The organism is Gluconobacter japonicus (assembly GCF_015244665.1).
In the GTDB taxonomy this organism is placed as follows: domain Bacteria; phylum Pseudomonadota; class Alphaproteobacteria; order Acetobacterales; family Acetobacteraceae; genus Gluconobacter; species Gluconobacter japonicus.
In genome coordinates this window covers 271,328-298,004 of the sequence record NZ_JABCQN010000001.1, presented here as the reverse complement: position 1 = coordinate 298,004, position 26,677 = coordinate 271,328, and the positions used below count along the sequence as shown (strand labels likewise).

The 26,677-nt window shown below is 56.8% G+C and carries 26 protein-coding genes; 14 read left to right on the top strand and 12 right to left on the bottom strand.

Annotation, left to right across the window (positions count from 1 at the left end):
- The first annotated feature begins 219 nt into the window (after nucleotides 1–219).
- The 4 genes from HKD32_RS01305 (at nucleotide 220) to HKD32_RS01290 (ending at nucleotide 5,160) form a co-directional block, all read left to right on the top strand.
- Nucleotides 220–1,269: a cation diffusion facilitator family transporter gene (locus HKD32_RS01305; RefSeq protein ID WP_194257370.1), complete on the top strand. Its 1,050-nt coding sequence runs from the start codon at nucleotides 220–222 to the stop codon at nucleotides 1,267–1,269.
- Nucleotides 1,270–1,277: 8 nt separating this feature from the next.
- The gene (locus HKD32_RS01300; RefSeq protein WP_194257369.1) at nucleotides 1,278–2,171 is read left to right on the top strand and encodes a cation diffusion facilitator family transporter; all 894 of its coding nucleotides are present in this window, start codon (nucleotides 1,278–1,280) and stop codon (nucleotides 2,169–2,171) included.
- 18 nt (nucleotides 2,172–2,189) lie between these two features.
- A complete protein-coding gene (locus HKD32_RS01295) occupies nucleotides 2,190–3,551 on the top strand; it encodes an L-serine ammonia-lyase (protein WP_062017511.1) in 1,362 nt (453 codons plus the stop codon).
- A gap of 154 nt (nucleotides 3,552–3,705) precedes the next feature.
- Nucleotides 3,706–5,160, top strand: a complete 1,455-nt coding sequence (locus tag HKD32_RS01290) for a chloride channel protein (RefSeq protein ID WP_194257368.1) — start codon at nucleotides 3,706–3,708, stop codon at nucleotides 5,158–5,160.
- A 12-nt stretch (nucleotides 5,161–5,172) separates the two neighbouring features.
- On the opposite strand, the gene HKD32_RS01285 is transcribed toward HKD32_RS01290, so the two are convergent.
- Nucleotides 5,173–5,961 (bottom strand): acid phosphatase, encoded by a 789-nt coding sequence (locus HKD32_RS01285; protein WP_062024510.1) that lies wholly within the window; start codon nucleotides 5,959–5,961, stop codon nucleotides 5,173–5,175.
- 171 nt (nucleotides 5,962–6,132) lie between these two features.
- On the opposite strand from HKD32_RS01285, the gene HKD32_RS01280 reads away from it, so the two are divergent.
- Nucleotides 6,133–6,414 carry a SelT/SelW/SelH family protein gene (locus HKD32_RS01280; protein WP_023944839.1) on the top strand — a complete coding sequence of 94 codons (282 nt, stop codon included), beginning with the start codon at nucleotides 6,133–6,135 and terminating at the stop codon, nucleotides 6,412–6,414.
- On the opposite strand, the gene HKD32_RS01275 is transcribed toward HKD32_RS01280, so the two are convergent.
- On the bottom strand, nucleotides 6,415–6,945 hold the full coding sequence (locus HKD32_RS01275; protein WP_194257367.1) for a DinB family protein: 531 nt from the start codon (nucleotides 6,943–6,945) through the stop codon (nucleotides 6,415–6,417).
- A gap of 210 nt (nucleotides 6,946–7,155) precedes the next feature.
- On the opposite strand from HKD32_RS01275, the gene HKD32_RS01270 reads away from it, so the two are divergent.
- Nucleotides 7,156–8,211: an aromatic ring-hydroxylating oxygenase subunit alpha gene (locus HKD32_RS01270; protein WP_061932686.1), complete on the top strand. Its 1,056-nt coding sequence runs from the start codon at nucleotides 7,156–7,158 to the stop codon at nucleotides 8,209–8,211.
- Nucleotides 8,212–8,280: 69 nt separating this feature from the next.
- Here HKD32_RS01270 and HKD32_RS01265 read toward each other — a convergent pair whose 3' ends face one another.
- From HKD32_RS01265 to HKD32_RS01255, 3 genes are read right to left on the bottom strand one after another with little or no spacing between them, the layout of a single operon-like run.
- Entirely contained in the window at nucleotides 8,281–9,318 is a 1,038-nt protein-coding gene (locus HKD32_RS01265) for a WD40 repeat domain-containing protein (protein WP_061932688.1), read from the bottom strand.
- Nucleotides 9,315–10,301 (bottom strand): CobW family GTP-binding protein, encoded by a 987-nt coding sequence (locus tag HKD32_RS01260; RefSeq protein ID WP_061932690.1) that lies wholly within the window; start codon nucleotides 10,299–10,301, stop codon nucleotides 9,315–9,317. The genes HKD32_RS01265 and HKD32_RS01260 overlap by 4 nt, the downstream gene beginning before the upstream one ends.
- 21 nt (nucleotides 10,302–10,322) lie before the next feature.
- Nucleotides 10,323–11,588: an O-antigen ligase family protein gene (locus HKD32_RS01255; protein ID WP_061932692.1), complete on the bottom strand. Its 1,266-nt coding sequence runs from the start codon at nucleotides 11,586–11,588 to the stop codon at nucleotides 10,323–10,325.
- Between the two features lie 92 nt (nucleotides 11,589–11,680).
- Between HKD32_RS01255 and HKD32_RS01250 the strand changes: the two genes are divergently transcribed.
- Entirely contained in the window at nucleotides 11,681–12,679 is a 999-nt protein-coding gene (locus HKD32_RS01250; RefSeq protein ID WP_194257366.1) for an aldo/keto reductase, read from the top strand.
- Here the strand turns inward: HKD32_RS01250 and HKD32_RS01245 are convergent.
- Nucleotides 12,654–13,730 (bottom strand): glycosyltransferase family 4 protein, encoded by a 1,077-nt coding sequence (locus HKD32_RS01245; protein WP_228118686.1) that lies wholly within the window; start codon nucleotides 13,728–13,730, stop codon nucleotides 12,654–12,656. The two genes, HKD32_RS01250 and HKD32_RS01245, sit on opposite strands and share 26 nt — an antisense overlap.
- Before the next feature lie 99 nt (nucleotides 13,731–13,829).
- Nucleotides 13,830–14,015 carry a hypothetical protein gene (locus HKD32_RS01240; RefSeq protein WP_010500932.1) on the bottom strand — a complete coding sequence of 62 codons (186 nt, stop codon included), beginning with the start codon at nucleotides 14,013–14,015 and terminating at the stop codon, nucleotides 13,830–13,832.
- A 232-nt stretch (nucleotides 14,016–14,247) separates the two neighbouring features.
- On the opposite strand from HKD32_RS01240, the gene mtnA reads away from it, so the two are divergent.
- Both mtnA and HKD32_RS01230 read left to right on the top strand, forming a co-directional pair.
- On the top strand, nucleotides 14,248–15,342 hold the full coding sequence (gene mtnA, locus HKD32_RS01235) for an S-methyl-5-thioribose-1-phosphate isomerase (protein WP_061932697.1): 1,095 nt from the start codon (nucleotides 14,248–14,250) through the stop codon (nucleotides 15,340–15,342).
- 552 nt (nucleotides 15,343–15,894) lie between these two features.
- Nucleotides 15,895–16,815 (top strand): DUF2272 domain-containing protein, encoded by a 921-nt coding sequence (locus tag HKD32_RS01230; protein WP_010500926.1) that lies wholly within the window; start codon nucleotides 15,895–15,897, stop codon nucleotides 16,813–16,815.
- Here HKD32_RS01230 and HKD32_RS01225 read toward each other — a convergent pair.
- A complete protein-coding gene (locus HKD32_RS01225) occupies nucleotides 16,791–17,183 on the bottom strand; it encodes a rhodanese-like domain-containing protein (protein WP_194257365.1) in 393 nt (130 codons plus the stop codon). The genes HKD32_RS01230 and HKD32_RS01225 overlap by 25 nt on opposite strands.
- Before the next feature lie 56 nt (nucleotides 17,184–17,239).
- On the opposite strand from HKD32_RS01225, the gene HKD32_RS01220 reads away from it, so the two are divergent.
- The 4 genes from HKD32_RS01220 to aroE all read left to right on the top strand — a co-directional run bounded on the left by HKD32_RS01220 (nucleotide 17,240) and on the right by aroE (nucleotide 21,622).
- Nucleotides 17,240–18,283 carry a cysteine synthase A gene (locus HKD32_RS01220; RefSeq protein WP_062024533.1) on the top strand — a complete coding sequence of 348 codons (1,044 nt, stop codon included), beginning with the start codon at nucleotides 17,240–17,242 and terminating at the stop codon, nucleotides 18,281–18,283.
- A 61-nt stretch (nucleotides 18,284–18,344) separates the two neighbouring features.
- Nucleotides 18,345–19,070: a response regulator gene (locus HKD32_RS01215; RefSeq protein WP_010500921.1), complete on the top strand. Its 726-nt coding sequence runs from the start codon at nucleotides 18,345–18,347 to the stop codon at nucleotides 19,068–19,070.
- Between the two features lie 2 nt (nucleotides 19,071–19,072).
- Nucleotides 19,073–20,647 carry an ATP-binding protein gene (locus tag HKD32_RS01210; protein WP_194257364.1) on the top strand — a complete coding sequence of 525 codons (1,575 nt, stop codon included), beginning with the start codon at nucleotides 19,073–19,075 and terminating at the stop codon, nucleotides 20,645–20,647.
- Nucleotides 20,648–20,761: 114 nt separating this feature from the next.
- Complete coding sequence (aroE, locus tag HKD32_RS01205) at nucleotides 20,762–21,622, top strand: shikimate dehydrogenase (protein WP_194257363.1); 861 nt, start codon at nucleotides 20,762–20,764, stop codon at nucleotides 21,620–21,622.
- Between the two features lie 51 nt (nucleotides 21,623–21,673).
- Here the strand turns inward: aroE and HKD32_RS01200 are convergent, their stop codons facing one another.
- The 4 genes from HKD32_RS01200 to HKD32_RS01185 all read right to left on the bottom strand — a co-directional run bounded on the left by HKD32_RS01200 (nucleotide 21,674) and on the right by HKD32_RS01185 (nucleotide 25,855).
- Nucleotides 21,674–22,609, bottom strand: coding sequence for an ABC transporter permease (locus HKD32_RS01200; protein ID WP_194257362.1), 936 nt, complete (start codon nucleotides 22,607–22,609; stop codon nucleotides 21,674–21,676).
- Complete coding sequence (locus HKD32_RS01195; protein ID WP_337905500.1) at nucleotides 22,606–23,403, bottom strand: ABC transporter ATP-binding protein; 798 nt, start codon at nucleotides 23,401–23,403, stop codon at nucleotides 22,606–22,608. The genes HKD32_RS01200 and HKD32_RS01195 overlap by 4 nt, the downstream gene beginning before the upstream one ends.
- Nucleotides 23,404–23,474: 71 nt before the next feature.
- Nucleotides 23,475–23,834, bottom strand: coding sequence for a GntR family transcriptional regulator (locus HKD32_RS01190; protein ID WP_194257361.1), 360 nt, complete (start codon nucleotides 23,832–23,834; stop codon nucleotides 23,475–23,477).
- A 680-nt stretch (nucleotides 23,835–24,514) separates the two neighbouring features.
- The gene (locus tag HKD32_RS01185) at nucleotides 24,515–25,855 is read right to left on the bottom strand and encodes an RsmB/NOP family class I SAM-dependent RNA methyltransferase (RefSeq protein WP_061932713.1); all 1,341 of its coding nucleotides are present in this window, start codon (nucleotides 25,853–25,855) and stop codon (nucleotides 24,515–24,517) included.
- Between the two features lie 21 nt (nucleotides 25,856–25,876).
- Here HKD32_RS01185 and HKD32_RS01180 point away from each other — a divergent pair, with 21 nt between their 5' ends.
- Entirely contained in the window at nucleotides 25,877–26,611 is a 735-nt protein-coding gene (locus tag HKD32_RS01180) for a YggS family pyridoxal phosphate-dependent enzyme (RefSeq protein ID WP_082905363.1), read from the top strand.
- The last annotated feature ends 66 nt before the right edge of the window (nucleotides 26,612–26,677 follow it).

The window sequence follows — 26,677 nt, the reverse complement described above, 5'->3', positions numbered from 1 at the left end:
AACACTCTCCGTGCAAGTCCCCTCTGCGGACATGCAGGGTGTGACAGTCCAGGTGTTACGGAATGACACATTCATGTCCAGTCATGATGATCCGAGACAGCCGTCGCCCTGCCCGACAGAAGGTCACCCAACGCCTCTCGCACCGTTGCCAGATCATTGCTTGGGTTGAACCATGGACATGCAGTATGATCTTCGGATCAGCCACAGACCTACCCGGATATGACCACAGAATCCCATCACGCCTGTTCGCATGACCATGCAGATCATGCCCACGATCACTCGCACGGGCACGAGCACACACATGAGCATAGCCATGACGGACACGACCATGATCATGGGTCCTGTGACGGACATAGCCACGGCTTCGGGTTCGGGCATCAGCATGTTCATGCCCCCGCCAGCTTCGGTCGTGCCTTCGCCATCGGGATTGTCCTGAACACGGTTTACGTCATTGCCGAAGCGCTATGGGGTGTCTGGGCGCATTCCCTATCTCTGCTGGCAGACGCCGGGCACAACCTGTCCGATATTCTGGGTCTGGGGGCAGCCTGGCTCGCGGAAAGTCTGGCCCGACGTGCACCGACGACCCGCTTTACCTATGGCCTGCGCCGATCAACCATTCTGGCCGCTTTGGCAAATGCTACGATCCTGCTTCTGGTGACAGGCGGGATCATCTGGGAATCTGTTGTCAGGCTTTTTGTTCACGGGCCGGTTGAAGGCATGACCGTCAGTTGGGTGGCGCTTGTAGGAATTGCGGTCAACGCCGTCACGGCGCTTCTTTTCATGAAGGGCGCCTCCAATGATCTCAACATCCGCGGGGCCTTCCTCCATATGGCTTCGGACGCCATGATGTCCTTCGCCGTGGTTATTGCGGGGCTGCTGATTGTCTGGACGGGCTTCCAGATCATTGACCCGATCGTCAGTCTGGTCGTTTCCGCGTCCATCATCATGGCAACGTGGTCTCTTCTCAAAGGCGCAGTTTCCCTGTCTCTGGATGGTGTGCCAGCATGCATTACGCCCGAAGATGTTCAAAATGCCCTGCTTGCTATCCCGGGTGTCTGTGGGCTGCACCATCTGCATATCTGGCCCATGAGCACCACGGAGACGGCCCTGACCGTGCATCTTCTGCGTGAAGAGGCCGCATCCCAGACCTCTGAACAGATCATCACACAGGCAAGCGTGATTTTGCGGGAGAAGTTTGGTATCTCCCATCCCACGTTCCAGATCGAGAGCCCTCCAGTGTCCTGCGATCTTCAACAGGCCTGCTGTTAAGGACCTTCATGCCTTCGACCCGTATCAAGATTGCCCGCGCTTCCATCGGGGTGAGCGTGGTGGTTCTGGCCATCAAATACGCAGCATTCTGGGTTTCCGGTTCCGAGGCCTTGCTGTCAGATGCCATTGAAACGATCCTGAACGTCATTGCTGCTGCAGGAACACTCTGGGCTCTGTCCATCGCGGCACTCCCCGCAGACGACAATCATCCCTATGGCCACGGCAAGGCAGAATATCTGTCTGCTGTCATTGAGGGTGTTCTGGTTGTTCTGACCGCACTTGGCATCCTGGTAATTGCCGTACACGACTGGATGCACCCCACGCCGGTTCATGCGCCATTTCAGGGTGTTGCGCTGAACGCATTGGCCGGAATCGTCAATCTGGTCTGGGCTCGCATTCTCATCGGTTTTGGCCGAAAAAATTCCTCGCAGGCCCTCCTGGCAGCGGGTGAGCATGTCCAGTCCGATGTTTGGGCAACGGTCGCTCTTGTTATTGGTGTGTCGCTGATTCCGCTGGTGAAATGGGACCGTCTGGATGCTGTACTGTCAGCGCTGGTGGCTCTGAACGTGCTTCGTGCCGGTTTCTCGATGATGAGCATTTCAATGTCCGGCCTGATGGATGAAACGCCGGGCGCTGACACGGTTGAGACCGTCAAAAGCATTATCTCCGTCAGCGGAACAGGAGCGCTGGAAGCGCATGACCTGCGGATGCGCAAGGTTGGCGTCCTGCATTTCGTGGAATTTCACCTCGTGGTCCCCAGCGAAATGAGTGTTCATGACGCCCATGAAATCTGTGACAGCATTGAAGCGGCCCTGCGTGAAGAACTCGGACGCGCTTCCATTCACATTCACGTCGAACCCGCAGACAAAGCCAAGCATTCCGGCGTTCTGGTGCTGTCCTGAGCGTCGGAGCTTTCTGATATGATCAGCCTTTTTGACCTCTTCCGTATCGGGCTCGGCCCGTCCTCGTCCCATACGGTTGGTCCCATGCGAGCCGGACTGGCCTTTGTGCAGAACCTGCCCGCAGATACGCCCGTGTCCCGCATTCAGGTCACACTGTATGGCTCCCTTGCCTGGACAGGTGTTGGTCATGCAACAGATACCGCCGTACTTCTGGGTCTCGAAGGCTGGTTGCCAGACGACATTGCACCGGATCACGCACGCCACGTCATTGAAACGATCCAGTCCACCAAGCGCCTGACCGTGAATGGACACACAATCCCTTTCGACCCGGCATCAGATGTCGTGTTCGATTATGAAACCGTTCCCCCGGTTCATCCGAACACTCTGCAATTCGAAGCTTTCGATGATACGGACACCGTTATCTCCTGCGAGCGATATTGCTCCATCGGTGGTGGCTTTATTGTGCCGGAAGATACCTCTCCGGCTACGAAAGTTATTCCTCCCGTCAGCGTCCCCTATGATGTGACCTCCGGGCGCAAACTGCTGGAAGACTGTCGAGGGACGGGGCTGGGCATTGCCGGTCTTATCCGGGCCAATGAAGCAACGTTGCGGGCCGATCAGGACGTCACAGCCTATATTGATCGTATTCTCGATACGATGATGGACTGCATTGACCGTGGGCTGAAGGAAGATGGCGTCCTTCCCGGCAAACTCCATGTCAAACGTCGCGCTCCGGCCCTTTTCCGAAAGCTGGAAAATGGTGTTCGCTGGAACCAGCGTGCACCGCACGAGATCATGGATTGGGTCAGTCTTTTCGCCATTGCCGTGAATGAAGAAAATGCTGCAGGCGGTCGCGTCGTGACAGCTCCGACCAATGGTGCCTCCGGCGTCATCCCTGCGGTCCTGCGGTATTATCGCGATTTTTGTCCCGGGGCGTCTCGCGAGGGAATGCGGGAGTTTCTTCTCACGGCCACTGCCATCGGTGCCCTGTTCAAGCGCAATGCATCCATTTCCGGTGCGGAAGTTGGCTGTCAGGGTGAAGTGGGTGTTGCGTGTTCCATGGCGGCGGCTGGACTTGCAGCGGCATTAGGCGCCACTCCGGACCAGGTGGAAAATGCAGCAGAAATCGGCATGGAGCATCATCTGGGCATGACCTGTGATCCCGTCGGTGGCCTGGTGCAGATTCCGTGTATCGAACGAAATGCTTTTGGCGCCATCAAGGCCATCAACGCGGCATCTCTCGCGATGCGGGGGGATGGGGTACACCATGTTTCTCTGGATCAGGTCATCCGAACGATGCGGGAGACCGGTGCTGACATGAACCACCGTTACAAGGAAACATCTCTGGGTGGTCTGGCTGTCAGTTTCCCCGAATGTTGAGCCCGGTTTTTCAGTTATTTCACTGATTTTACACTTGATCGGTTCAGACTGCTTGACCCGACGCGAAGAAGACTGGCAGGACCGGGACTGTAACGCGCGGGTCTGAACCGGGCGTATCTTCCCTTGCCCGACACTCCTTCCCGGACGTCTTCCATTGGCCGATACTTCGCCCCAAATTCCCGACTCCGCACCCAAGCAAATACCCGCAGGGCATTTGTCCTCAAAGCACGCCCTCCGCCGCAAAGACCGCATTCATCATCTGCGCCGGTCTGCACGCGCCACGACGACACAGTGGCGCCGCACAGCCATCTACTGGATCGGTGCGGTTCTCGTCGGCGTCATTGCTGTTCTGTTTGCGCATATGGGTGATGCCGCAGCCGATCTGCGATCCAGAATTATCGCCTGGCACCCATGGGCCATGCTGCTCATTGCTCCTGCTGGTCTGGCCTTCATCACGTGGATGACCCGTACGATCTTCAAAGGTGCACAAGGGTCAGGCATTCCGCAAACAATTGCGACCCTCCACATCGACAATTACACGGTTGTGGACCGTGTTCTGTCTCTCAAGATTTCAGTCGGCAAAATCCTGCTCACCTGCCTGGGCCTGATCTGCGGGGCGTCGATTGGCCGTGAAGGCCCAAGCGTGCAGGTTGGGGCATCCGTCATGCACGGTTTCTCCCGTCTGCTCGGGCAGTCCAATATCGCGGCCAAACGCAGTATGATCCTTGCGGGAGGCGCGGCCGGTATGGCTGCCGCGTTCAATACGCCTCTGGCCGGGATCGTCTTCGCGATTGAAGAACTCTCTCACTCTTTTGAGCAACGCACCTCCGGCCGTACGCTGACGGTCGTGGTCGTCTCCGGTGTCACGGCCATCGCCCTGCTGGGGAATTACACCTATTTCGGCCATGCGGATGTGGATATTCCCGTTGGCACGGCCTGGATTGCCGTACTGACCTGCGGCATCCTTGGGGGGCTGGCCGGCGGCACCTTTGCGGCGCTTGTTATTAAAGCCTCCCGCGGCCTCCCCGGCCCTGTCGGACGCTTTGCCGGACAACGCCCGATTGCGTTCGCCGCCGCCTGCGGGCTGGTTCTTGCCATTATCGGCCTGATTTCAAAAGGGACCACTTACGGTACCGGCTACGCACAGGCTCGCGCCATTTTCGCAGGAACAGAGCATTATCCAGCTTCGTTCTTCCTGCTGAAATATCTGGCAATGCTAGTGTCTTACTGCTCCGGCATTCCGGGCGGGATGTTTGCGCCTTCGCTGGCCATTGGTGCCGCCATCGGGGGCTGGATCGAGCAGTTCCTGCCTCACACAACACCGGGCGCTGTCGTGCTTCTTGGCACGGTCGCCTATTTCTGTGGGGTGGCGCAGTCCCCGCTGACGGCAACAATTATTGTCATGGAAATGTGTGACAACCAGCAGGTGACGCTGGCGCTTCTAGCCACATCATTCCTGGCCTTTGGCGTCTCGCGAATGGTGTGCCCCCGCCCACTTTATACCGCGCTGGCGGATCGCTTTATGGAAGCCAATGAGCGCGCCAGTCGTCCACCGCCTCAATCTGATATTCAGTCCACCCCTGTTCAGGACGCTAAAAAAGCGCCCTGAATCAAGCCTGTTTCAGCGTTCCGACAAAATGGAATGAGCGGCAGCCTCAACTTCAATGGCGCACTCGGCTGCATCGGGAGCAGGCGTTGTTCCCTTCATGGCTCTTAGCTCTTTCCGCGCCGCAATAAGATCATCCTGAAGTTCCGGTGCATCAAGCAGCGTATCCATCTCGGACGAGGCATTCAGGAAACCGGCCTGCACGTCAGATTTCCAGTGAGCCCCGCAGACAATCCGGCTTTCTCCAAAGACACGTCCGCGCTGCAGGATCATAGTGGCATGTTCCGGCAGCAGGTGAGCCAGCAGAAGAGCCATGCCGTATCCAGCCGTTGTGTGACCCGACGGATAGGAGGAATGAAGCCCTAACCCTTCCGGAGACGTACAGATCGGCAGGTTGGTTCCAACGAAGGGTCGTGTCCGATGCCAGTAATGCTTGGCCTCGGAGGTCCGATGCACAATCGGGTTTTCCATCTGCTTCAGGACTGCCGCGAGATGAGGCGCCTTGGATAGATCCAGCGTGTATCCAACAGCACAGGAGAAATCCTTTACCAGATGCGGCACTTCCAGATCCGCATCCCGCTGGGCCAGCGCCCATCTCGGCGTATCTTTCAGACTGCGTGTTTCATGAAAGACCCGATCATCATCTGCCTGTGCTGCGCTGCCTGAAACAGGAGGCGCAGGAAGAACCAACCGCGCATCAGGAATGGCTGTTTCCGGGATCGGCTGATGCGAAGGCGCCGTGCAGGCTGCGAGAAGCGTCGTACACATCAGAACTGTAACTGGCAGGCGAGCAGCGATATTCATGCGGTTCAGGACCTCACAAGGTTGAAAAGACAGTTCGTCTTCATAATGTTCTCTGTGGACGGTCGGAAAGTGTTTCTTTGTGAACGTTACAGGACGTTCCTGCTCAAGACTGCGGCGGAACCCTGCTACTGTGTCATGATGAACTGACATTACGCCTTTCAGGAAAGCCTTATGTCCTCTACAGCGCCCCGCGTCTCAATCCGCTACTGCACGCAGTGCAACTGGCTCCTACGATCCGGGTGGATGGCACAGGAACTGCTGTCTACATTTGGGCAAGCCCTCGGAGAAGTGGCGCTTCTTCCCGATACGGGAGGACGCTTCGAAATTCACGTCGATGATGTGCTGATCTGGGAGCGCAAGCGTGATGGCGGATTTCCTGGGCCGAAAGAACTTAAGCAGCGCGTACGGGACGTGATCGCTCCAGAGCATGATCTGGGTCACACGGATCGCTGATCATACGCCCCTGTCACAATGATTCCGTAGAAATACCGTCAGATCATTAGCTGGCCAGCTATAGGGAATCTGCTTCAGCATGTCGCCGATGAAGCCCCGGTGATAGCTCGCATGATTGATGACGTGGAGAATGATTTCCTCCCGGGTCATTATCCCGGTCTGCCCGTCAATAAACGCAAAAGCAATCTGCTCCTTCAGATCCTCCACGCTCCAGTCAGCACATTCTTTCATATACCACTGATGGAGTGCCTGTGTCGCATGCCACCACTCTTCAAGATCCAGTGTCTGGTCGACCTGCCGTGAACGATAACCATGTTCCGTCCCCTGAAGATGGTGATGGAACATGTCGTCCACGACATACACATGGCCCAGCGTCTGCAAGATCGTACCGAACGTTGTCTGGCGAGGCTTCACAATTTCCTCATGGGGAAGCTGAAGAAGGGCCTCATATGTCAGCCTGTCGGCCCACGCCCGATACTGAAGAAGCATGCCAGTTGTTCGCAGATGATCCGGAAAAGGCCGCCCAGACATGAAGTTACCTTATGACATTTCTAACCTGACTATGAGATAATTTCGGACAAGGAACAACACTCCGCCATCTACCGGGGAGGCGGAACACCTCCCACTATATACCCTCCCTAAATATCAGAACAGCTCAACCGTCTTTATGATATATCCGAGAACGCTCCATCCATGAAATGATCTGTCAGCCCCTACTTTTCAGCCTGCGGAGATCCCGTCATGACCGCAACCTGCGCCAGCCTTTCTCCGACATCCGTCGATCTTCCGCGGAACTGCACATTTGAGCCCGCAGACTGGCATATCCTTGCCAAATCCTGGTATCCGGTGGCGCTGTCCCGCGATCTGGGAGACAGCCCGATGGGCGTGACGCTGCTGGATGCGCCGCTGGTAGTGTATCGGGCGGATGGGGATATCGTGATCGCGGATGATCTCTGCCCGCATCGCGGTGTTCCCCTCAGCATGGGCAACGGAAACGGCAAGACGATTGCCTGTGCCTATCACGGTTTCCGGTTTGGGCAGGATGGCCGTTGCGTGCGGGTCCCAGCTCACCCGGACAGCAAGATTCCGCCGAAACTGCATCTGCGAACCTATCCGGTCGTCGAACGCTTCGGTCTGATCTGGACGTGTCTGCGCCCTGAAGGGGATGTAAACCTGCCGCCCATGCCGCACTGGGATGATCCGGCGTTCCAGCAGATCACATGCCCCTGGATCGACATCAAGGGCTTTGCAGGTCGCCAGGTCGAGGGTTTCATTGACGTTGCGCATTTCGCCTTCGTCCATACCGAGACGTTTGCCGACCCCGAGAACCCGGTCGTTCCGTCCTATTCGCCTAGGCTGACTGAAACGGGTTTCGAGGCCGAATACCGCAGCAACGTCTCCAATTTCCCACATGGGCTTCTGGGCGTTGAAGAGTTTGCAGACTTCGAATGGCTGCGGCATTTCAGGGTTTTCCTGCCGTTTACCGCAACGCTGGAAATCCATTTTCCGAACGACGGCAGGCTCGTCATCATGAATGCTGCCTCCCCGGTTTCTGCCCGCGTGACGCGGATGTTCGCACCGATCTGCCGGAACTTCGATACGACCGGATCGGTGGAGGATGTTTACGAGTTCAACCGGCGCGTTTTTGAAGAAGATCGCCAGATTGTCGAAGCGCAGAAGCCGGAAAACCTGCCGCTCGATCCCAATCTTGAAGCTCATGTCATGGCGGATCGGAGTTCCATTGCCTACCGCCGCGGTCTGCGCGGCATGGGCCTGAGCCACTTCTTCACGGCCTGAATAAAAAAGAGGCGTCCCGGTTCAGGGACGCCTCCTTTTATGATTCTGCATAACGAACGGACTGATCAGCTATTTTGCGGACAGGTCCACAACGCCAACCGTTCCCTCTTCCGTACCGAAAATGATCGCGCCCCCCTGCGGTGTGAAGCTGATACCCGTCACTTTTCCACGAGCATTTTTCTGCCCTGAGCAAAGAGGCAGGACGCGCTGATCCCCGCCGCCAATTTCGGCAAGCAGGACGGTGCCATCTTCATAGCCACCGGCAATGATGTCTTCCTTGGGGTTCGGGCAGACCGCACTGACGAACAGGCCCGGCAGACGCGCCAGTTCAGACGGCGCCTTCCCCATCGGGCCACCACCGAAGAACGGCCACAGCACAATGGCATCTGCACCAGCCGTCGCCAGCCAGCGCCCATTGCGCGTAAACGCCATGGACCGCACCTGCTTTGGATAGCCACTCATGCGCATGTTGTGCCCATCGGCCAGACGCCAGCCGTGCAGATCGTTTTCCTGCATGGACGTCACAAGCGCCTCACCGCCAGGATGGATGGCAATCCCAATATGGCTGCCCTTCCATTCAAACGGACGCACAGTGTCAATCTTCGCCTGCACGAACCAGACCGACGCACCGTTGTAGTGCGAGGCTGCAACCCGCTTGCCCTTGGCGTCGAACACGATACCCGTCACGGATGACGGGTGATCCAGCGTCTTGAGCGTCGTCTTGCCTTCAGCCGCCCGGACTTCCAGTTCACGCCCTGTCGAGAACGCAAGATGCGTGGTGGATGTGGCGATGCAATCGACCCAGCGCCGCCCTTCCCGCAGAACCTCAGTCCGACCATCAGCGTATGTCCGGACCAGCTTACCGTCTTCACCGCCCGTCAGAAACGCATCCGGCAGGCAGTCCTGCGACAGGCAGAGTGCACCGTCATGAACCTGTAGAACGGTCCATGATCCCAGCGTGGCCATCTGATCGCGCGGGATGAGAATGATCTCGCCATCCGCAGTCGCCGCCGCGAATGTTTTGCCGTCACGCGACGACGCGACACCAACAATCGGGCTTTCGAAACGGCGCTCGGCGCCGCGATCTTCAATGATTTCCCGTGTCATTCCGCGATGCAGCTTTCAAAGCCGCGACGCAACTGCGGGCGGTTCAGGTTGCGGCCGATGAAGACCAGACGAGAATCCCGGCTTTCACTGTCACGGAACGGACCGATGAAATCCCCATCCGCCATCATGTGCACAGCCTGAAACGCAAAGCGCTGCTCTTCACCCTTGAAGTTCAAAATGCCCTTGGAACGCAGAATATCGCCGCCCTGTTCCTGAAGAAGCGCACCGATCCAGGCCTGGAAGCGCCGCTGGTCAATCTGTTCCTTCACGGAGAGGGAAATGCTGACGATACCCTCTTCGTGGGAATGGTGAGCGTTCTCCAGAAAGTCCGGCATTGTGGAAAGCGCACGCTGAAGATCAAAGCCGCCACGGTCCAGAATATCCGTCAGCTTGACGCCACCGTGTTGGGCTTCGTGGATCTCGGCAACGGCATTGATCTGACGGATGCGGGCAACGATCTCCTTGCGGCGCTCTTCATCCGCAAGATCGATCTTGTTCAGCACAATCACATCCGCAAACGCGATCTGGCTAACAGCCTCAGGGCTTTCGTCCAGCGTTTGCATGACGTTGAAAGCATCCACAACCGTTACGACAGCATCCAGACGGGCCTTCTCGCGAATGTTTTCATCCACAAAGAATGTCTGTGCGACGGGAGCCGGATCGGCAAGACCGGTCGTCTCGACGATGATCCCGTCAAAACGCCCCCGACGACGCAGCAGACCACCCAGAATGCGGATCAGATCGCCGCGCACGGTGCAGCAGATGCAACCGTTGTTCATTTCGAACACTTCCTCGTCGGCATCCACCACGAGGTCATTGTCCACGCCAAGCTCGCCAAATTCATTGACGACCACGGCGTATTTGCGGCCATGTTCGGCAGTCAGAATGTGGTTGAGCAGGGTGGTTTTTCCGGCTCCGAGAAAGCCTGTCAGAACGGTAACGGGAACGGTTCCGGTGCGTGCCGGGTCACTGGTGCTGGACATGAAGGGCCTCCGTAATCTGAGTTACGATATAGGCTTCTGCGAGCGGTCTTGAAAGCCATCGCGGAACGCCAGTCCAAGCCCCAGCAACAGAAACCCCCACCCACCCAAAGGCAGGTTCAGGAAATCAGACGCTGAAGCAATGGGCCATTCCTGAATGAACACGGCCGCGAACAGACCAATGGAAATTGCTAAACCCTGCCACCCCGGCCAAAGGGCCTTGAGCCAGCAGGCAATCATAATAATGAACAGAATCAGGCCGGGAATGCCCGCATTCACCAGAGCCTGAAGGTAATGATTGTGCGGATGCTGGACGCACAGATCCGTCCAGCCCCCCGGCGGGTGCTCCATAGAGAGCCATGGCACCCCATGAAACGTGGAGGGGTCCGCACAATGATGACGATAGGCGTCGTAACCCTGTCCCAACAGCGGATGCTCCTGTGCCATGACAACAGCATGGGTGTAGATTTCGCCGTAGGGCGACTGGCTGAAATGCATCAGTTGCTGCCGGGCCAGCACAACGAGATGCGAAAAACTCCCCGGTGAAACCACACTGGCAGCAAAGACCAGAAGCGGCATCAGCGCAGCGGCCACGAGTGCGGCTGGCCGCATCGGACGATAGAGCAGCGCGCAGATCCCGATCCCGAACAGGGACAGCGCGAAAGGCATCCGCTGCCCTGCCAGTACCATGATCGCCACGGCCAGAACCGTTGCAGCGCACAGGCCCAGCGTGCGCGACAGACGTGTCTTCCAGCCTTCGATCAGTGTGCAGCCCAACATGAGCATGGGCAAGATCAGGCGGGACAGCGGAGCGGCAGCACGCGGGTGTGTGTAAGGGCCGGTCAGAGTTCCGTCATGGAAGCGGGGAACGCCGAACAGATTGTAGCCGATCGTCGCCTGCAACAGCATCTGGACGGCAATATAGAACCCGCATCCGCAGGTGACCCAGAGCGTTCGTTGGCGCCAGACAGCGTCACGCAGAACCCAGCATCCCAGAGCAGCCGCGGCCACGGGAAAGCGGATCGCCGCGAGAGACTGTCCCAAAGCACCATGTCCCGGTGAAACCCAGAGCGTGCACAGAACCTGCCAGCTCCACCAGCAGAATGTGGCGACAACCCATGGCTCCCGAGCCCATCCCCACTGCCTGTTTTTGGCGGAATAAATCAGCAGAAGAACCGCCAGACAGTCCATATCCGCTTCCGCCAGCCCCCGAAGATGCGTGAGGGTCAGGGGCAGGATGACGGCAAGCCACTGGCCGAGGCGTGTAAGGGTCAAGGAAGACTGGCGCATAGACAATCTGGATGGCGGGTTTCGACTTTCCATGCAACCACCCTGGCGGGTATGCGCTTTTTTGAAACAGTCCATTTCCTACGGAGACAGACATGTCCACCGACACCATTCTCATTCCAGGCATTGATACGCCAATCTCTCGCGCTGCCCTTGGCACCTGGGCCATCGGTGGCTGGATGTGGGGCGGCCCTGACGATGAAAACGGCGTCCGCACCATTCATGCTGCCCTCGATGATGGCATCAATCTGATTGATACCGCCCCGGTTTACGGCTTCGGACATTCCGAAGAAGTTGTAGGCCGCGCGCTGTCGGAGAAGCCACACAAAGCGTTCGTCGCCACAAAACTTGGCCTGAACTGGACGGACGACAAGCCGGAAGACCGGAAGGTTTTCCGTGACTCCCGCCCGGCCCGGATCCGACAGGAAGTCGAGGATTCTCTGCGCCGCCTGCGCGTTGAGACAATCGACCTTGAGCAGATCCACTGGCCGGACGCCAAGACGCCGGTTGATGAAAGCGCACGCGAGCTTCAGAAGCTGCATCAGGAAGGCAAGATCCGCGCGCTTGGCGTCAGTAATTTCTCACCGGAACAGATGGATATTTTCCGCGAAGTCGCACCGCTTGCCACGATCCAGCCGCCGCTGAACCTGTTTGAGCGGACCTGTGAAAAGGACATTCTGCCGTACGCGAAGAAGAACAATGCCGTTGTTCTGGCATATGGCGCACTCTGTCGCGGGCTTCTATCCGGCAAAATGACCAAGGACACGACGTTCCCGAAGGATGATCTGCGTTCGGGCGATCCGAAGTTCCAGAAGCCGAAGTTCGAGAGCTATCTGGCCGCCGTCGAGGACTTCAAGAAGCTGGCAGCCAAGCGGGACAAGTCCGTTCTCGCTTTTGCTGTTCGGTGGGTGCTGGATCAGGGACCGGTCATTGCCCTCTGGGGCGCCCGTAAGCCAGAGCAGGTCTCAGGCGTTCGGGATGTCTTTGGCTGGTCCCTGACGGATGAAGAAAAGAAGGCCGTGGACGACATTCTGGCGCATCATGTACCAGAAGCCATCGACCCGACCTTTATGGGACCGCCGAACCGCGACTGAAACTAACGGCCTGTTGGCGCAGTTCCAGAAGCTGCGCCCTTGCCTGTTCCAAACCGAACATAGCCGCTCTTTCGCGGCCTTTCTGACCTAGTTCAGATCTTAATGCTGCCTGATCCATCAGGTGGCACAGAGCACCTTCCAAGGCTCCGGGTGCATCGGGAGATGCCAACAGTGCGGCTTCTCCGACAACGTCCGGCAGTGCACCAACAGGAGAGACAATCACCGCCGCTCCACATGCCATGGCTTCCAGAGCTGTCATGCCGAATGGTTCCGACCATCGACTGGGAACCACGACGATGGCAGCCTCAGCCATGGCGTCCAGAATCCGAGCATGTGGCTGGTAGCCTGTCATGAACACGCCCACTTTTTCTGCCTCTGGCCTAAGCCTGGCGAGAAAAGGTGTCTCGGGGGAGTCTGGACCGAACCTGTCTGCTCCCATGAGAGTTGCGGTCCATCCGGGATAACGGGAACGAATTGTTGCCCAGGCTCGAACGAAAGCGTCTACGCCTTTATCGGCAACAACACGCCCAGCGAAAAGAACAGTCTGCTGGCGTGGGCGCACTTCAGGGATATCTTCAAGCGTAATGCAATTTGGCTGGATAGCGACAGATAGTGGCCCGCACCTGTCCGAAAACCGTTCCGCCACCCAGTGTGAAACCCCACACACCAGTAATCTTTCTGCCAGACGCTGACGTTGAGCAGGCGTTTTCGCGCCACGCATTGAGCATGGGTCATTGTGCAGGATCAGGCGAACAGGCGCGAAACGAGACAGAAACAGCGCAAGATCCGGGCGGTTATGGACTTCAATCAGATCAGGTTTGAAATCTCGCGCCTCAGACAAACAGGCCATGCCATATTTCAGACGCTGGGGAAGCGGCCAACCGGAGATTTCAAGGGGAACAAAAGACCCACCGGGCAAAGGGACATCAGTTATTGCTTTCCCGGTGATACGGTCTCCCGGTTGAGCCAGACGACTGACGAGCAGGGCAATCGCACCAGCATGGCCCTCCGCATAAGATTCACGCGGCGGGAGAACCGTCAGTACACGCAATGACACCGCTTTCTTGGCCTTCCCCGACAGGTCACCAGCATTCAGGCCAGAGACGAAAACGAATTACCAAACAGCACAGGGAGAGCGAAAGCCTATACGTCAGGAAGAATGCTGGAGTCTCTGTTCTTCCTCGATGCGCTGACGGCGAACGACTTTGCGGGTCTCACGGAGAATGCGGTATTTTTCCAGGGCGGACAAACCTTCCCGACTGGACTTCCGACGAACGGGCGAACGCGTGGCTGCCGTGTCTGAAACAGATTTCCCGGTGTTCACAAAAGCGGCCATTATCTTTCCCTGCGGCTTAGAAAGAGAATCCAGACATATTACGTAACACAAGCAAACCAACTGGTATCGGAATAATTCTGACCAGACAACCGCTAAACGCACGATACGGATAGGGGGTTTCTTCTCCTGACGTCGTAGGCCTTGAGTTCCGGGCTTCTATCGCGCACATGCCATAAAGACTTTTCGACCCCGACCGCGCGCTGACCGTCGGCGCGTTTTTCAGGAGCACTCCATGAAGATCAATGGCACAGCCTATCGCAGTCTCTGGCGCCCTTCTGACGACGCCAAAAGCATTCGCATTTTCGATCAGACGCGCTTTCCATGGGAAGTGGAAATTCTTGAATTGCGCGACATGGGCGCTGTCGCTCATGCAATTCGCAGCATGCAGGTTCGTGGTGCGCCTCTGATTGGTGCCGTTGCAGCCTATGGGCTGGTTTTCGCGCTGCAGGATGACGCTTCTGATGCAGCTCTGGAGAAGGCGGCGGCTGACCTGATCGAAACGCGTCCAACAGCCATCAATCTCCGCTGGGCCATTGAGCGCATGGTGTCTCATCTGCGCGCCCTGCCAGCAGAACGCCGCGTTGATGCCGGGTATGTGGAAGCGGATGCGATCTGCGATGAAGACGTTCAGGTCAATGAGGCTATCGGCCGTCACGGGTTGAAACTCATCCGGGAGATCTGGGAGAGCAAGGGCCGTCAGGGCCGGGTGAACCTGCTGACGCATTGCAATGCCGGCTGGATTGCAACCGTGGACTGGGGCACCGCACTTGCCCCGATCTACATGGCGCATGATGAGGGCATCCCGGTGCATGTCTGGGTAGACGAGACCCGTCCCCGCAATCAGGGCAGCCTGCTGACGGCCTGGGAACTCGGCAGCCATGGCGTGGCGCATACGGTCATCGCAGACAATGCTGGTGGCCATTACATGCAGGCTGGCGATGTTGATATGGTCATCGTCGGCACGGACCGCGTGACGGCACAGGGCGATGTTGCCAACAAGATTGGCACCTATCTCAAGGCGTTGGCCGCCAGAGACAACAATATTCCATTCTGGGTAGCGCTGCCATCCTCGACAATCGACTGGCGCGTTCGCGATGGCGTGAAGGAAATCCCGATCGAAGAGCGGAGCCAGAACGAGGTTCTGTTCATGACGGGCCTGACGGAAAGCGGTGATCCGGGACGTGTCCGCATCGCACCAGAAAACAGCCCGGCGGCCAATCCGGCTTTTGACGTAACACCAGCCCGTCTGGTGACTGGACTCATCACTGAGCGTGGCCGGTGCGATGCTTCCGAAGAAGGACTGAAAAGTCTGTTCCCGGAAAGCTGAGGACGAAGAACTGTAGCCATTCCAGTTCTTCGGGACGAGTGGCTACAGTTTTCTCAGACGCACACTTCTCAGGCCCGTTTGTTAGATCCGGCAGTCTGGGCCTTAAACTGGCCTTAGTAATAAAAACTGCCTTTACGCGGGGGGCTCAACAGCATGTTTGCCGGCCTTCCACCCTGCACGTCCGGATGATTTTCTGGCATCTGATGTGCATCATACCGCCCAAACTGCTCGCTTGTGAAAGTCTGGCACCCTGTCAGCCCCGTCAAAAGACATACCATCAACAAGCCAGACGCGATTTTATAAATCATCTGAACCTCATTCTTTACTGTATGCCGCACAAAAACCGAATTCTGTTATTTCAGGCAATCTCAAGAAAACTGAAGCACTACTGGAGCACCATCGCAAGTCATTGGTTCTCGCCCGCACCTGCACCGCCCAGAACACAATGAAGTTCTCAGCGTCGCAAACCTGTCCCCCTGCTCTAAGAGCGTTGCCCTTGACGCTCCATCGCACTTGCCGTTCAAGATGAGGCTTCATCGAGCCCGCATGAGGATGATTGTGTCAGACTCGCATATCTTCTGGCGAACAGCCGCTACGGCCGCACTGTTCGCACTGACTGGCTGCGCCAGCCAGACCAGTGTCCGCCCGTATCCGGCCCAGACGCCCAACGCTCAATATGCGAACGGCACAACCGGAACTCTTGGCTACAACAGCCATGTTCCAGATTTCGCCAGCCGGAATTTCGAGCCGTTCAACCGTCAGGATGTCGCAGCCATTGCCCTGCGGGAATGGCGGATGTTTGGCTCTCCGGTTTCGGATGATGATCCGGAAGATCGTCCGGAACCGACTGATCCGGCCCTCAAGCCAGAACGTATTCCCGGCCTGTGGCAACGTATTGGCGAATACTGGTGGATCGGCCAGGACCCTTATGAAACGGAAGTCGCCTGGACGGGCAAGACCGATGCCAACGGCACGCGCTTCGAGGCGGCTCACGATGGCCATTATGCTTGGTCAGCCGCCTTCATTTCCTACGTCATGCGGGTTGCGGGAGCCAATGATCGCTTCCCGTATTCTCCCAATCACGCCACTTACATCAACGCGGCGGCCAGCGGGCAGTCCAGCGGTGTCAGCGCACATGATCCGGGGAGCTATACCCCCAAACTGGGCGATCTGATCTGCGTCGGGCGTGGGCGGAGCAAATCCGTGACGTTCTCAATGCTGCCAACATCCTACGGCTTCCCGGCGCATTGCGGCATTGTCACCGCCGTCAACCAGACTGCCCAGCCGTTCGGCCATGAACTGAGCATCGTGGGCGGCAACGTGGACGATGCGGTGTCCCTCACCCACGTTCCGACCGATACGAACGGCCGGATCGCGGATGGATCAGGCCACAGTTACGACAGCCGCTATCCTTGGTGTGCGGTTCTTGAAGTCCACTACGATGCGGATCAGGAACCTGACAGCGGTCTGTGAGTGAACGGCAGTCCCCCGGCGCGCCAGCCTGTGCCGGGGCCATGCTTGTCCTCAAAGCCATCAACAATGTTTGTCACATCCGCATAACCGGCATGTTCTGCCAGAAGCGCGGCATTATGCGAGCGCATCCCTGAACGACACAGGAACAGTACGCGGTTGTTCTGATCCGGAACCGCATCCAGCAGACCTTCCAGAAAAATCTGCTCCAGACCGGGTTGCCAGGTCAGGCACACAACAGGCCGTGGCAGAGCCGCAGAATCGGGCAGACCGATTTCCGCCCATTCCACTGGCGTTCGGACATCCACGAGGACGCTGCCGGCCTCATTTGCAAGCACATCCCATGCCTGCTTTGCTGTCAGTACCTTCATGGCCTTCCTCATCCTTATAAAACGCGGTCTAATTCCGTCAGCACAGGAGAAAACGTATGACTGACATCACCGACGCACACCAGTCCGTTTCAAAAGGCTGGCAGGCTCCGTCTGCTGGCATGACGGCCGCCATCGGTGGCACGCCGCTGATCCGCCTGAAGCGTGCCTCGGAAGAAACCGGCTGCGAGATTTATGGCAAGGCTGAGTTCATGAATCCGGGAGGGTCCGTCAAGGACCGCGCGGCTCTCGCCATCATTCAGGACGCTTTCCGCACCGGTGCCCTCAAGCCTGGCGGTACGGTCGTTGAAGGAACGGCTGGCAACACGGGCATTGGCCTGACACTGGTGGCACAGGCCATGGGCTGCAAGGCCATTATCGTCGTGCCGGAAACGCAGAGCCGCGAGAAGCTCGATTTCCTGCGTATGATTGGTGCCGACCTGCGCCTCGTTCCCGCCAAGCCGTTCCGCGATCCGGGCAACTATGTCCATGTTTCGCGGCGACTTGCTGAAGAAACCGGTGGCTTCTGGGCTAACCAGTTTGACAATACCGCCAACCGCGAGGGTCATCGCACAACAACGGCCGTGGAAATTTGGAACCAGACGGGCGGGAAGATTGATGCCTTCACCTGCGCCTGCGGGACCGGCGGCACACTGGCTGGTATCGGAATTGGTCTGCGCGAACAGGCCGCAGCAGCCGGAAAGACGGCTCCGAAAATCGTTCTGGCTGATCCGGAAGGGTCTGCGCTGTATGGCTGGGTGAAATCCAACGATCTGACGATCAGTGGTGGTTCCATCACGGAAGGAATCGGTCAGGGCCGCGTGACTGCAAATCTTGAGGGCTGCGCGCCAGATGATGCCGAGCGTATTCCTGACCCGGAAGCTCTGGAGCAGATCTTTGCCCTGACGGCCGAAGAAGGGCTCTCCGTAGGTGGCTCCTCAGGCATCAATGTTGCAGCGGCCATTCGCACTGCAAGGAAGCTTGGCCCCGGACATACGATTGTTACAATTCTGTGCGACGGTGGCGCTAGGTACCAGTCAAAGCTGTTCAACCCTGACTTCCTTCGCGCCAAAAACCTGCCGGTTCCATTCTGGCTGGCCTGAGTGCGAAAGTGACGCGGTGGACCTGAACCGCGTCACAAGCCTACGGAAAGGTAACGCCATCATGGGTACGGAAACCCTGCCCCATCTTCTCGTCGTAGATGACGACCGTGAAATCCGGGAACTGCTGAGCAAGTTCCTTGAACGCAATCACTTCCGTGTCACCGCAGCCCGGGATGGCCGTGAAGCTCGCAAGGCATGGTCCAACGGTCATTACCAGCTCGTCGTGCTGGATCTGATGCTTCCCGGCGAAAGCGGCCTTGAAGTTGCGCGCTGGCTGCGGTCTCAGGATAATGTTCCTATTATCATGCTGACGGCCATGAGCGATGAAACGGATCGTATCATCGGGCTGGAATTTGGTGCGGACGATTACGTCGCAAAGCCTTTCAACCCGCGCGAACTGCTTGCCCGCATCCGGGCCGTTCTTCGCCGCACGGTTGATGCCTCTGAAAAGCGCCAGGCTACCGATACCCGCAAGATCATGTTTGCCGGATGGTGCCTCGATCCCGTTCGTCGTCGCCTGCTCAACCCGGACGGAGCAGAAATTTCCTTGACCGGCGGCGAATACGATCTCCTGATGGCTTTGCTGGATCGGGCAAACAGGGTTCTGACCCGTGACATGCTGCTTGAACTGCTGCGTGGCCGTCAGGCTGGACCGTTTGACCGGGCCATAGACGTGGCCATCAGCCGTCTGCGACGCAAGCTGGAAGACGATGGCCGCAATGCTCAGGTCATCAAGACCGTCCGTGGCGGCGGTTATGTTCTGGCCGCAGAAGTCGAACGCATCTGACCATGAAGTTCCTGCCCGGTTCCCTGGTTGCCCGAACCAGTCTTGTCCTGATTGTCGGGCTTGCCGTTATCGAACTGGCAGGACTGGGCATCCATGCGCTTGATCGCCTCGACATGGCAGAGCGCAGCGAGATGCACGATTACCAGATGCAGGCCTTCTCCATTTACCGCACCATTGCAGAAACCAAGCCCGAAGATCGTCAGGCCATTATTGACGATCTTCATATTCCATCGAACACAACCGTCCTGCTCCGCCCCATGCCGGACCAGGACATTCACAGCCACAAGGTTCCACTTCCTTTTTTCCCGCCCCCGAAACTGGCTTTTCCAGATCATTTCCGGCCGGGACCTAATGACCCCTCACCCCGCAATGCGCCTTTTGAGCCTCCTAACCCCATGCAGGACGGGCCATACGGTCGCCCTCCTGCGGACATGGAGCCTTTTCCTACTCAAGGTCATCCACCGTTCCCCCATTCTGATGGCCCAGACGAATGGCGCTTGCCCAATGCCGGAGAACGCCACCGTTTCCAGGACAATTTCCCCGGTGGCCATTGGCCGTTCCTTCCTGCCGCTCTTTATCCCCGGGAAATCTGGAGCGGACAGGAACTAAGAACACATTCAACATCCCTGCTTTTGCCGGATACACAGTCCTGGGTGGTGGTGCGCTACGTCATGCCATTACCCAACCCGTTCGACGCCCCCACCTTCATCGTGGCCTTTCTGGTCATGTCTCTTTGCGGCGGCGCCCTGATCGTCTGGGCTACACGACGACTGATCTTACCCGTGACCACTCTTGCGAATGCAGCCGAAGCTCTTGGCCGGGACGTCAACAGTTCGACCGTTCTGCCGGAAAACGGACCTTCTGAAATCCGTCGGGCAGCCATTGCTTTCAATACCATGTCCATGCGGATCCGGCGCTTCGTCTCTGACCGTACCCTGATGCTGACCGCCATCGGGCATGATCTGCGGACACCCATTACGCGACTGAAGTTGCGGGCAGAGTTCATTGACGATGATGAACTTCGTACCAAAATGCTGGCCGATCTTGATGAAATGGAAGCCATGGTGGCAGCCACTCTGGCATTTGGCCGCGACAGTGCATCCAATGAACAGGTTGTTTCCCTCGATCTCCGCGCACTGCTTCAGACGATCATGGATGAAGCAGCAGAAGCCTATCCGGATCAGGCCGCGTCTCTGGTTTATGAATCGCCCAACGTCCCCGTCAGGATCATGGCGCGATCCGTGGCGTTGAAACGCGCCTTGAACAATCTGATTCTCAATGCCCTGAAATACGGCAACAGCGCCAATGTCACGCTGATCCCTCCGAACCAGAAAAAAGAGAAAGACCGGTACGCGCGCATCATCGTGGAAGACAACGGTCCAGGTCTGCCTGATGATGAACTGGACCGTGTCTTCGAACCTTTTGTCAGGATCGAAACCAGCCGCAATCGGGAAACAGGCGGAACCGGACTTGGCCTATCCATTGCCCGGACAATCCTTAGGGCTCAAGGCGGTGATGTGCGCCTTATGAACCGTCCCGAAGGGGGGCTGCGCGCCATCATCACATTGGAAGCCTGACCACACAGTCCATCACAAATCCGAAAACTGGTCTTTTTTAACCAGCCTGCCGGTTACAATCTGCGTCAGTTATCTTTCTATGTCGGAGACAGTCTCGGAAAAGGATAATCGACCATGAGCGGACAAGGCTTTCGGAGCATTCTCACAGGCTCGTTTTCAACACCCTGCGCCGACAATCCTACCGTGGCGATGGTAGAAGCAGGCTACCACCATGCCGGTCTTGATGCCCGATACATCAACTGTGACGTCAAAGCCTCTGGTCTTGCGGATGCCGTCAAAGGCGCCAAGGCCATGGAATGGGTGGGTTTCAACTGTTCCCTTCCCCACAAAGTCGCCGTTCTCGATCATCTGGATGATATTGCGGAGTCCGCCCGGCTCATCGGCGCGGTCAACTGCGTGGCCATTCGGGAAGGAAAGCTGATTGGCCATAACACTGATGGCAAGGGCTTTCTGGCATCCCTGAAAACGGTAACTTCTCCTGTCGGCAAAAGGGTTGTGATCCTTGGAGCAGGGGGAGCAGCCCGCGCAATTGCGGTAGAGCTTGCTCTGGCAGGAGCCGCGCATATCACGATCGTCAACCGAGATGCCTCAAAAGCAGAAACCATCGCAGCACTGATCAACGATAAAACTGAAGCGACCGGCGAAGCTCAGGCATGGTCCGGGAAATTTTCCCTTCCCACTGGGACGGACATTCTCATCAACGCAACGTCTATCGGGCTGGGTGATCCCAATGCGGCCCCTCCCGTTGAAATGGGCAATTTGACAAAAGAGACCGTCGTTGCGGACGTCATTCCCAACCCGCCTCAGACCCGCTTCCTGAAAGATGCCAAAGCCCTCGGCTGTACGACGCTGGATGGACTAGGAATGCTCGTCAATCAGGGAGTCATCGGTGTGGAAATCTGGCTGGGTCGCACACTCGACAGCGCTGTCATGGCTCAGACGCTGGAAAATATCTTCGGAACAGAAAATAAGTAAGCTGTTTCACCCCTGCCCGACCGATGGGCAGGGGTTTTCATACCATCAGACCTAAATCGGCTCCGCCCGGCGGCGTAACCAGATCGTCAGGGCAAGACAAACCACCCCAACCAGCACACCCCACCACAAAGCGGGGGCAGAAAACAATTCAGCAAAATTGGGGTGTACGACCAGTTGCTGGACTGGCGTATGGTCGATAGTGAGACCCTGATCGCGACCTGCACGCATCTGCATTTTTGCGTGGCTCAGATTGCTTCCCGGGAAATGAGTAAATCTGTTGGAAACCAGATTTACGATACCACTCGTTGGTAGCCCCGCCATGCCTGTGATGGCCAGTGCCGCCAGAGCGCCCAGAACCCACACAATCGGCGTGCTTCTCACAAGAACCGATACCAGAAAGAGACTGGCATAAACCGGTAGCCACCAAAGAGAATTCAGGAAGCTGTATACTGCGTAATTCCCAAGATTTTCGATGATTCCAGCAGAGTGAGCTAACGAAGCAAGGCTTCCTCCAAACGCATAAGTACTGGCCAAAACAAGAGCCAGAGCACCAATCCATGTGATCATGAGCGCAAAAAGTGGAACAACAATCAGAATGACACCAATCTTGGCCAAAACAATCAGATGATCGGATACAGGCAGGGATTTCCAGAACAGGATCGAGAGATCCTTGCGCTCATTATAAAATGTACCCATTGCGTAAATACATCCCACTGCCAGCACTGACAGATTGGCAATGCAGGAGAGTAATTCTGCCGTCAGGGTAAAAAAGAGTTGAGGCGTAACGCCGGGTCCACTGACATTATGTCCTTTTAGAAGAGGGATACAAACCAGAATAACGGATAAAAGAACCATAATAAGCGGTCCCCAGAACAGAAACCGGTTCTCCCAAATCTCCCGCTTCACAGACCAGACATACTGCCTCAAGAGCCAGCCCATTTTTGAACGAGAGTGCTTTCCAACGGACATCATCATGCTTTCGCTCATGCCACGGCTCCCTTGTTCAAACGGCTTTGCCCCATCAACACCAAAAACAGATCTGCGAGTTTTGGTTGGCGCGTCTCCCCCAGAGCGGCCAGTTCGTTTTGCAGAACACCGTCAAAAAGCATGAGGGATTGCCCAAGGATGAGCCTTTCGTTCAATGGCCTCAGAGCGCGAGCAGCCTCGACAGTATCGGGACGCGGCTTTAGTTCCACAAAGCGTTGGGCCAGATTGTCCATACTATCCTGCAGCGTGATACGGCCGTCGCCGATCAAAATCACATCCGTCAGAATATCCTCGATTTCCTCAATCTGATGCGTTGTCACCAGAATGGTTCGGTCATGATCAAAGTAATCGTTGAGCAGCGTAATGTAGAATTCGCGCCTATATAGCAGATCTAGACCTAGCGTTGGCTCATCAAGCACCAGAAGTTTGGCATCAATAGCCATGACGAGCGCCAGATGCAGTTGTGCAACCATGCCTTTGGACAGGTTCCGCACGCGCGCTTTTTTCTGGATATCTGTTTTTAACAGAAACTGCTCGGCACGCGCCCGATCAAAGCGTGGGTGAACCCCTTCAACATAGTCGAGAACCTGCCAGACCTTCATCCAGCGTGGCAGCAGGGCAACGTCTGCAATGAAGCAGACATCCTGCATCATGGCTTCGCGCTCACGCCAGGGATCACGCCCCAGAACTTTCAGAGAGCCTTCGTAGGGCACAAGCCCCAGGATGGCATTCAGTGTAGTGGTTTTACCCGCGCCGTTTGGGCCAATCAGTCCGACGATCCGGCCGGAAGGAATGCTCAGGTCAATACCCTAGACACCCTTGCCGCCACGATGGATCTTGCGCAGGCCATGCGCTTCAATGCAGGTCATTGGCCGTCTCCATTTCGTAGAAGGTCATCCACAGACAAACCAAGGCGACGAATGGTTCGCAGTGTCTCGGGCCATTGTTCCGTCAGGAATTTCTGTCGCTCGCTTTGCGCCAGACGTTCCAGCGCGCCGGACGCAACAAACATTCCCAGTCCGCGGCGTTTCTCCAACAGCCCTTCATCGGAAAGCTGCTGATAGGCTTTCATGACAGTCAGGGGATTGATTTGGCAGTCTGCAGCAACCTGCCGCACAGACGGAACAGGATCTCCCTCTCCCACAGCGCCATCCAACATCATGCCCACCACCTTTTCGCGCAGTTGCTGATAGATTGGCTGACTGTCATTCCACAGACCATCCATGCTGGTCCTCCAGATGTTGACCACAACACAGGTCGCACCCTCTATTGGTGTGGTGTTTTACATATGTATATCACCAAACCAATAGCAAGAGATTTTTGGAGACCATTCCCCAAACGATCGGTCTTCGTTCTGATCAAAACAGAAAAACGCCACATCTTCCGATATGACGTTTTAAAATTATACTTTTAATATTGATGTAATTTTAGAACATCGCTCTGTCAGGAATTGTGTTTCCCTCAGGAGAAATCATTTCTATTGTCTGCGAATAATGATTATTGGCGGCATATGTTTCTGGAGATCTACTTACAGAACATGCCCCCAATGAGAAGGACATTCCTACAATTGCGAAAGAAAGGAAAATGGTTTCTTTCCGGATCTTCATCGTTTTTTTTCCTTATTCTTATTTTTCCCAAACGATAATCCTTAAAAAAATTATTAAAATCAGAAATTTTGGAATAGTCACAGAACTTTCATAAAAATAATTTATGAGGAGTTCCCTGTCAGAATCCGGAAGATTTTGAACCCCGATGGAACATACATTCCTATCGAAGGCTGGCGTCCTTGATGGCGGCAAAATCCCAGAAACAGTGGTATTGGACCAAGGCGAGCCTGAGGTCAGAATCCGTTTCTCGGGAAACCAAATAAAAAACCCCGCCTGAGCAGTCAGGCGGGGTTTGGCATCAAACCTTGATCAAACGGCCCGCGAAAAACCCGTCCATCCCGCCTCGGTCCCACCAGAGACCTGGATGTGTACGGAAGAAGCCTTCAGGAGTGCGAGCAATGGACATTTCTGCCAACTCAGCGTCCGTAAAAGGTTCATGTCTCCAGCCGCCACGTTCCAGGGCTGCGCGAATGCGATCCGGGCCTTCCTCGTCCTGAAGAGAACAGACAGCATACATCAGCATCCCACCTGGCTTGAGCATCTCACGCGCGGAATCAATGAAGGCATCCTGCCCTTGCGCCAGTGCGGTGACATCGCGAGGGCGCTTAATCCACAGCACATCCGGATGACGGCGAAATGTCCCGGTGGCTGAGCAAGGTGCGTCAAGCAAAACGGCATCCACGGGAGCTTTCGGACGCCAGGTCAGGCCGTCTGCCACGATCGTTTCAGCCTCTACACGCATTCGTGCAATATTCTCGCGCAACCGCACAGCGCGTGCTTCTTCCTTCTCGATGGCAATCACCTGAGCCCCAGCCGTTGCCAACTGCGCCGTCTTACCACCGGGGGCCGCACACAGATCAATGACGGTCTTGCCAGAGACATTTCCCATCAGCTTCACAGGCATTGCGGCGGCAACGTCCTGTGCCCAGAACTGGCCTTCCTCGAAACCTTCCATCGTAGCGATGCGCGTTCCGGCCGGATAACGCACTGTCCCCGTTGGGAGCACATCCCCGCCCTCGGGGGCCGTTGCACCGGGTCGCAGGCTCAGATCCAGCGGGGCCTCACGATGAAGGCCACGGGAAATGGAACGCGCGCGTTGTCCCCACGCGCCCCACATCCAGGGTTGGACATCCAGACGAGCCTCATCCAGCCCTTCCATCAGATCCCGTCCTTCACGAGCCACGCGACGGAGGACCGCATTGGCCAGCCCCGCGAACGGCGCCAATCCACGACGACGCAGAAGATCCACGATCGTACCAACAGCCGCATGAGGCGGGGTTTCCAGATGCAGAAGCTGTGCGACACCTAACAGAAGCGCACAACGCACAGGCTCAGGCGGCTCCCGGCGCAGCATCGGCTGTAGAATTTCGGTCATACTGCCAAGGTAGCGGAGCGTCGTCGCTGCCAGACGATGGGCAGAAGCACGATCGCGCAGATCCATCGGTCCCGCGCGATCCAGCGTCGTTTCCAGCATCCGGCGATGCTCGACCACACCACAGACGATATCAAAGGCCAGGTCGCGCGTCGGGTCAGGCGCAGGGCGGCGCTCCTGTCCCTGTTTCGGACGGCGTCCTCCCTGACGGGAAGCAGACGGGTTCTTCGGACGGCCGGAGCCGCGGGGGGGCGTATTCTGTGTCATTTTCAGGCGTCGATCTCTCGCATGCTGCCGAAATCGCATCTTGCGGCTTCTGACGCAATGGAGTCTTCTGCCGACATGTCCGATCAGATTGCAGAAAATCTCTCCCTTATCCGCAGTCGCATCCTTCATGCGTGCGAAAATTCGGGGCGTTTGGCCTCGAATGTTGGCCTCGTCGCCGTCAGTAAGTTTCATCCGAAAGAGGCCGTTGAAGCAGCCCTAAACGCCGGTCAGCGTGTTTTCGGGGAGAACCGTGTTCAGGAAGCCGCCTCAAAGTTTCCAGATCTTCGTACGACATGGCCAGACCTGCGCCTTCACATTATCGGTGGCCTCCAGACCAACAAGGCTGTTGACGCCTGCCGCATTGCCGATGTGATCGAGACTCTGGACCGTCCGGCTTTGGCTGACGCTCTTGAAAAAGCTGCAGACAAGCTTGGTCGGCTGCCGGAGCTTCTCGTTCAGGTCAACACCGGCAATGAACCTCAGAAGTCAGGTGTCCCGCGTGACGAAGCCGACGCCTTTATCAAAACCTGCATGACAAGGTTCGGCGCTAAAGTGCGGGGCCTGATGTGCATTCCTCCGGAAGACGAGGATCCATCAGCGCATTTCCGTTTTCTGACGGGTCTGGCCAAGCGCCACGGACTACCGGTTATTTCCATGGGCATGTCTGCCGATTTCGAAACGGCCATCGCCGAAGGAGCCACGCTTGTCCGGGTTGGAAGTGCCATTTTCGGCCCCCGTCCCATGACAGGTTCCTAACGCACAGCTTGCATCCCTGTAAGAAATCCTGTCTTGAGGGAAAAGACCGCGCTCCGACACGTCCGT

Excerpts from the sequence above, each read along its gene's own strand:
- HKD32_RS01240 (WP_010500932.1), bottom strand. The coding sequence starts at position 14,015 with ATGGCCGCTTTTGTGAACACCGGGAAATCTGTTTCAGACACGGCAGCC.
- HKD32_RS01285 (WP_062024510.1), bottom strand. The coding sequence starts at position 5,961 with ATGAATATCGCTGCTCGCCTGCCAGTTACAGTTCTGATGTGTACGACG.
- HKD32_RS01270 (WP_061932686.1), top strand. The coding sequence starts at position 7,156 with ATGACCGCAACCTGCGCCAGCCTTTCTCCGACATCCGTCGATCTTCCG.
- HKD32_RS01295 (WP_062017511.1), top strand. The coding sequence starts at position 2,190 with ATGATCAGCCTTTTTGACCTCTTCCGTATCGGGCTCGGCCCGTCCTCG.
- HKD32_RS01210 (WP_194257364.1), top strand. The coding sequence starts at position 19,073 with ATGAAGTTCCTGCCCGGTTCCCTGGTTGCCCGAACCAGTCTTGTCCTG.
- HKD32_RS01305 (WP_194257370.1), top strand. The coding sequence starts at position 220 with ATGACCACAGAATCCCATCACGCCTGTTCGCATGACCATGCAGATCAT.
- HKD32_RS01180 (WP_082905363.1), top strand. The coding sequence starts at position 25,877 with ATGCTGCCGAAATCGCATCTTGCGGCTTCTGACGCAATGGAGTCTTCT.
- HKD32_RS01280 (WP_023944839.1), top strand. The coding sequence starts at position 6,133 with ATGTCCTCTACAGCGCCCCGCGTCTCAATCCGCTACTGCACGCAGTGC.
- HKD32_RS01250 (WP_194257366.1), top strand. The coding sequence starts at position 11,681 with ATGTCCACCGACACCATTCTCATTCCAGGCATTGATACGCCAATCTCT.
- HKD32_RS01190 (WP_194257361.1), bottom strand. The coding sequence starts at position 23,834 with ATGGATGGTCTGTGGAATGACAGTCAGCCAATCTATCAGCAACTGCGC.
- HKD32_RS01220 (WP_062024533.1), top strand. The coding sequence starts at position 17,240 with ATGACTGACATCACCGACGCACACCAGTCCGTTTCAAAAGGCTGGCAG.
- HKD32_RS01260 (WP_061932690.1), bottom strand. The coding sequence starts at position 10,301 with ATGTCCAGCACCAGTGACCCGGCACGCACCGGAACCGTTCCCGTTACC.
- HKD32_RS01225 (WP_194257365.1), bottom strand. The coding sequence starts at position 17,183 with ATGAAGGTACTGACAGCAAAGCAGGCATGGGATGTGCTTGCAAATGAG.
- HKD32_RS01200 (WP_194257362.1), bottom strand. The coding sequence starts at position 22,609 with ATGAGCGAAAGCATGATGATGTCCGTTGGAAAGCACTCTCGTTCAAAA.
- HKD32_RS01230 (WP_010500926.1), top strand. The coding sequence starts at position 15,895 with ATGATTGTGTCAGACTCGCATATCTTCTGGCGAACAGCCGCTACGGCC.
- HKD32_RS01300 (WP_194257369.1), top strand. The coding sequence starts at position 1,278 with ATGCCTTCGACCCGTATCAAGATTGCCCGCGCTTCCATCGGGGTGAGC.
- aroE (WP_194257363.1), top strand. The coding sequence starts at position 20,762 with ATGAGCGGACAAGGCTTTCGGAGCATTCTCACAGGCTCGTTTTCAACA.
- mtnA (WP_061932697.1), top strand. The coding sequence starts at position 14,248 with ATGAAGATCAATGGCACAGCCTATCGCAGTCTCTGGCGCCCTTCTGAC.
- HKD32_RS01265 (WP_061932688.1), bottom strand. The coding sequence starts at position 9,318 with ATGACACGGGAAATCATTGAAGATCGCGGCGCCGAGCGCCGTTTCGAA.
- HKD32_RS01185 (WP_061932713.1), bottom strand. The coding sequence starts at position 25,855 with ATGACACAGAATACGCCCCCCCGCGGCTCCGGCCGTCCGAAGAACCCG.
- HKD32_RS01275 (WP_194257367.1), bottom strand. The coding sequence starts at position 6,945 with ATGTCTGGGCGGCCTTTTCCGGATCATCTGCGAACAACTGGCATGCTT.
- HKD32_RS01255 (WP_061932692.1), bottom strand. The coding sequence starts at position 11,588 with ATGCGCCAGTCTTCCTTGACCCTTACACGCCTCGGCCAGTGGCTTGCC.
- HKD32_RS01215 (WP_010500921.1), top strand. The coding sequence starts at position 18,345 with ATGGGTACGGAAACCCTGCCCCATCTTCTCGTCGTAGATGACGACCGT.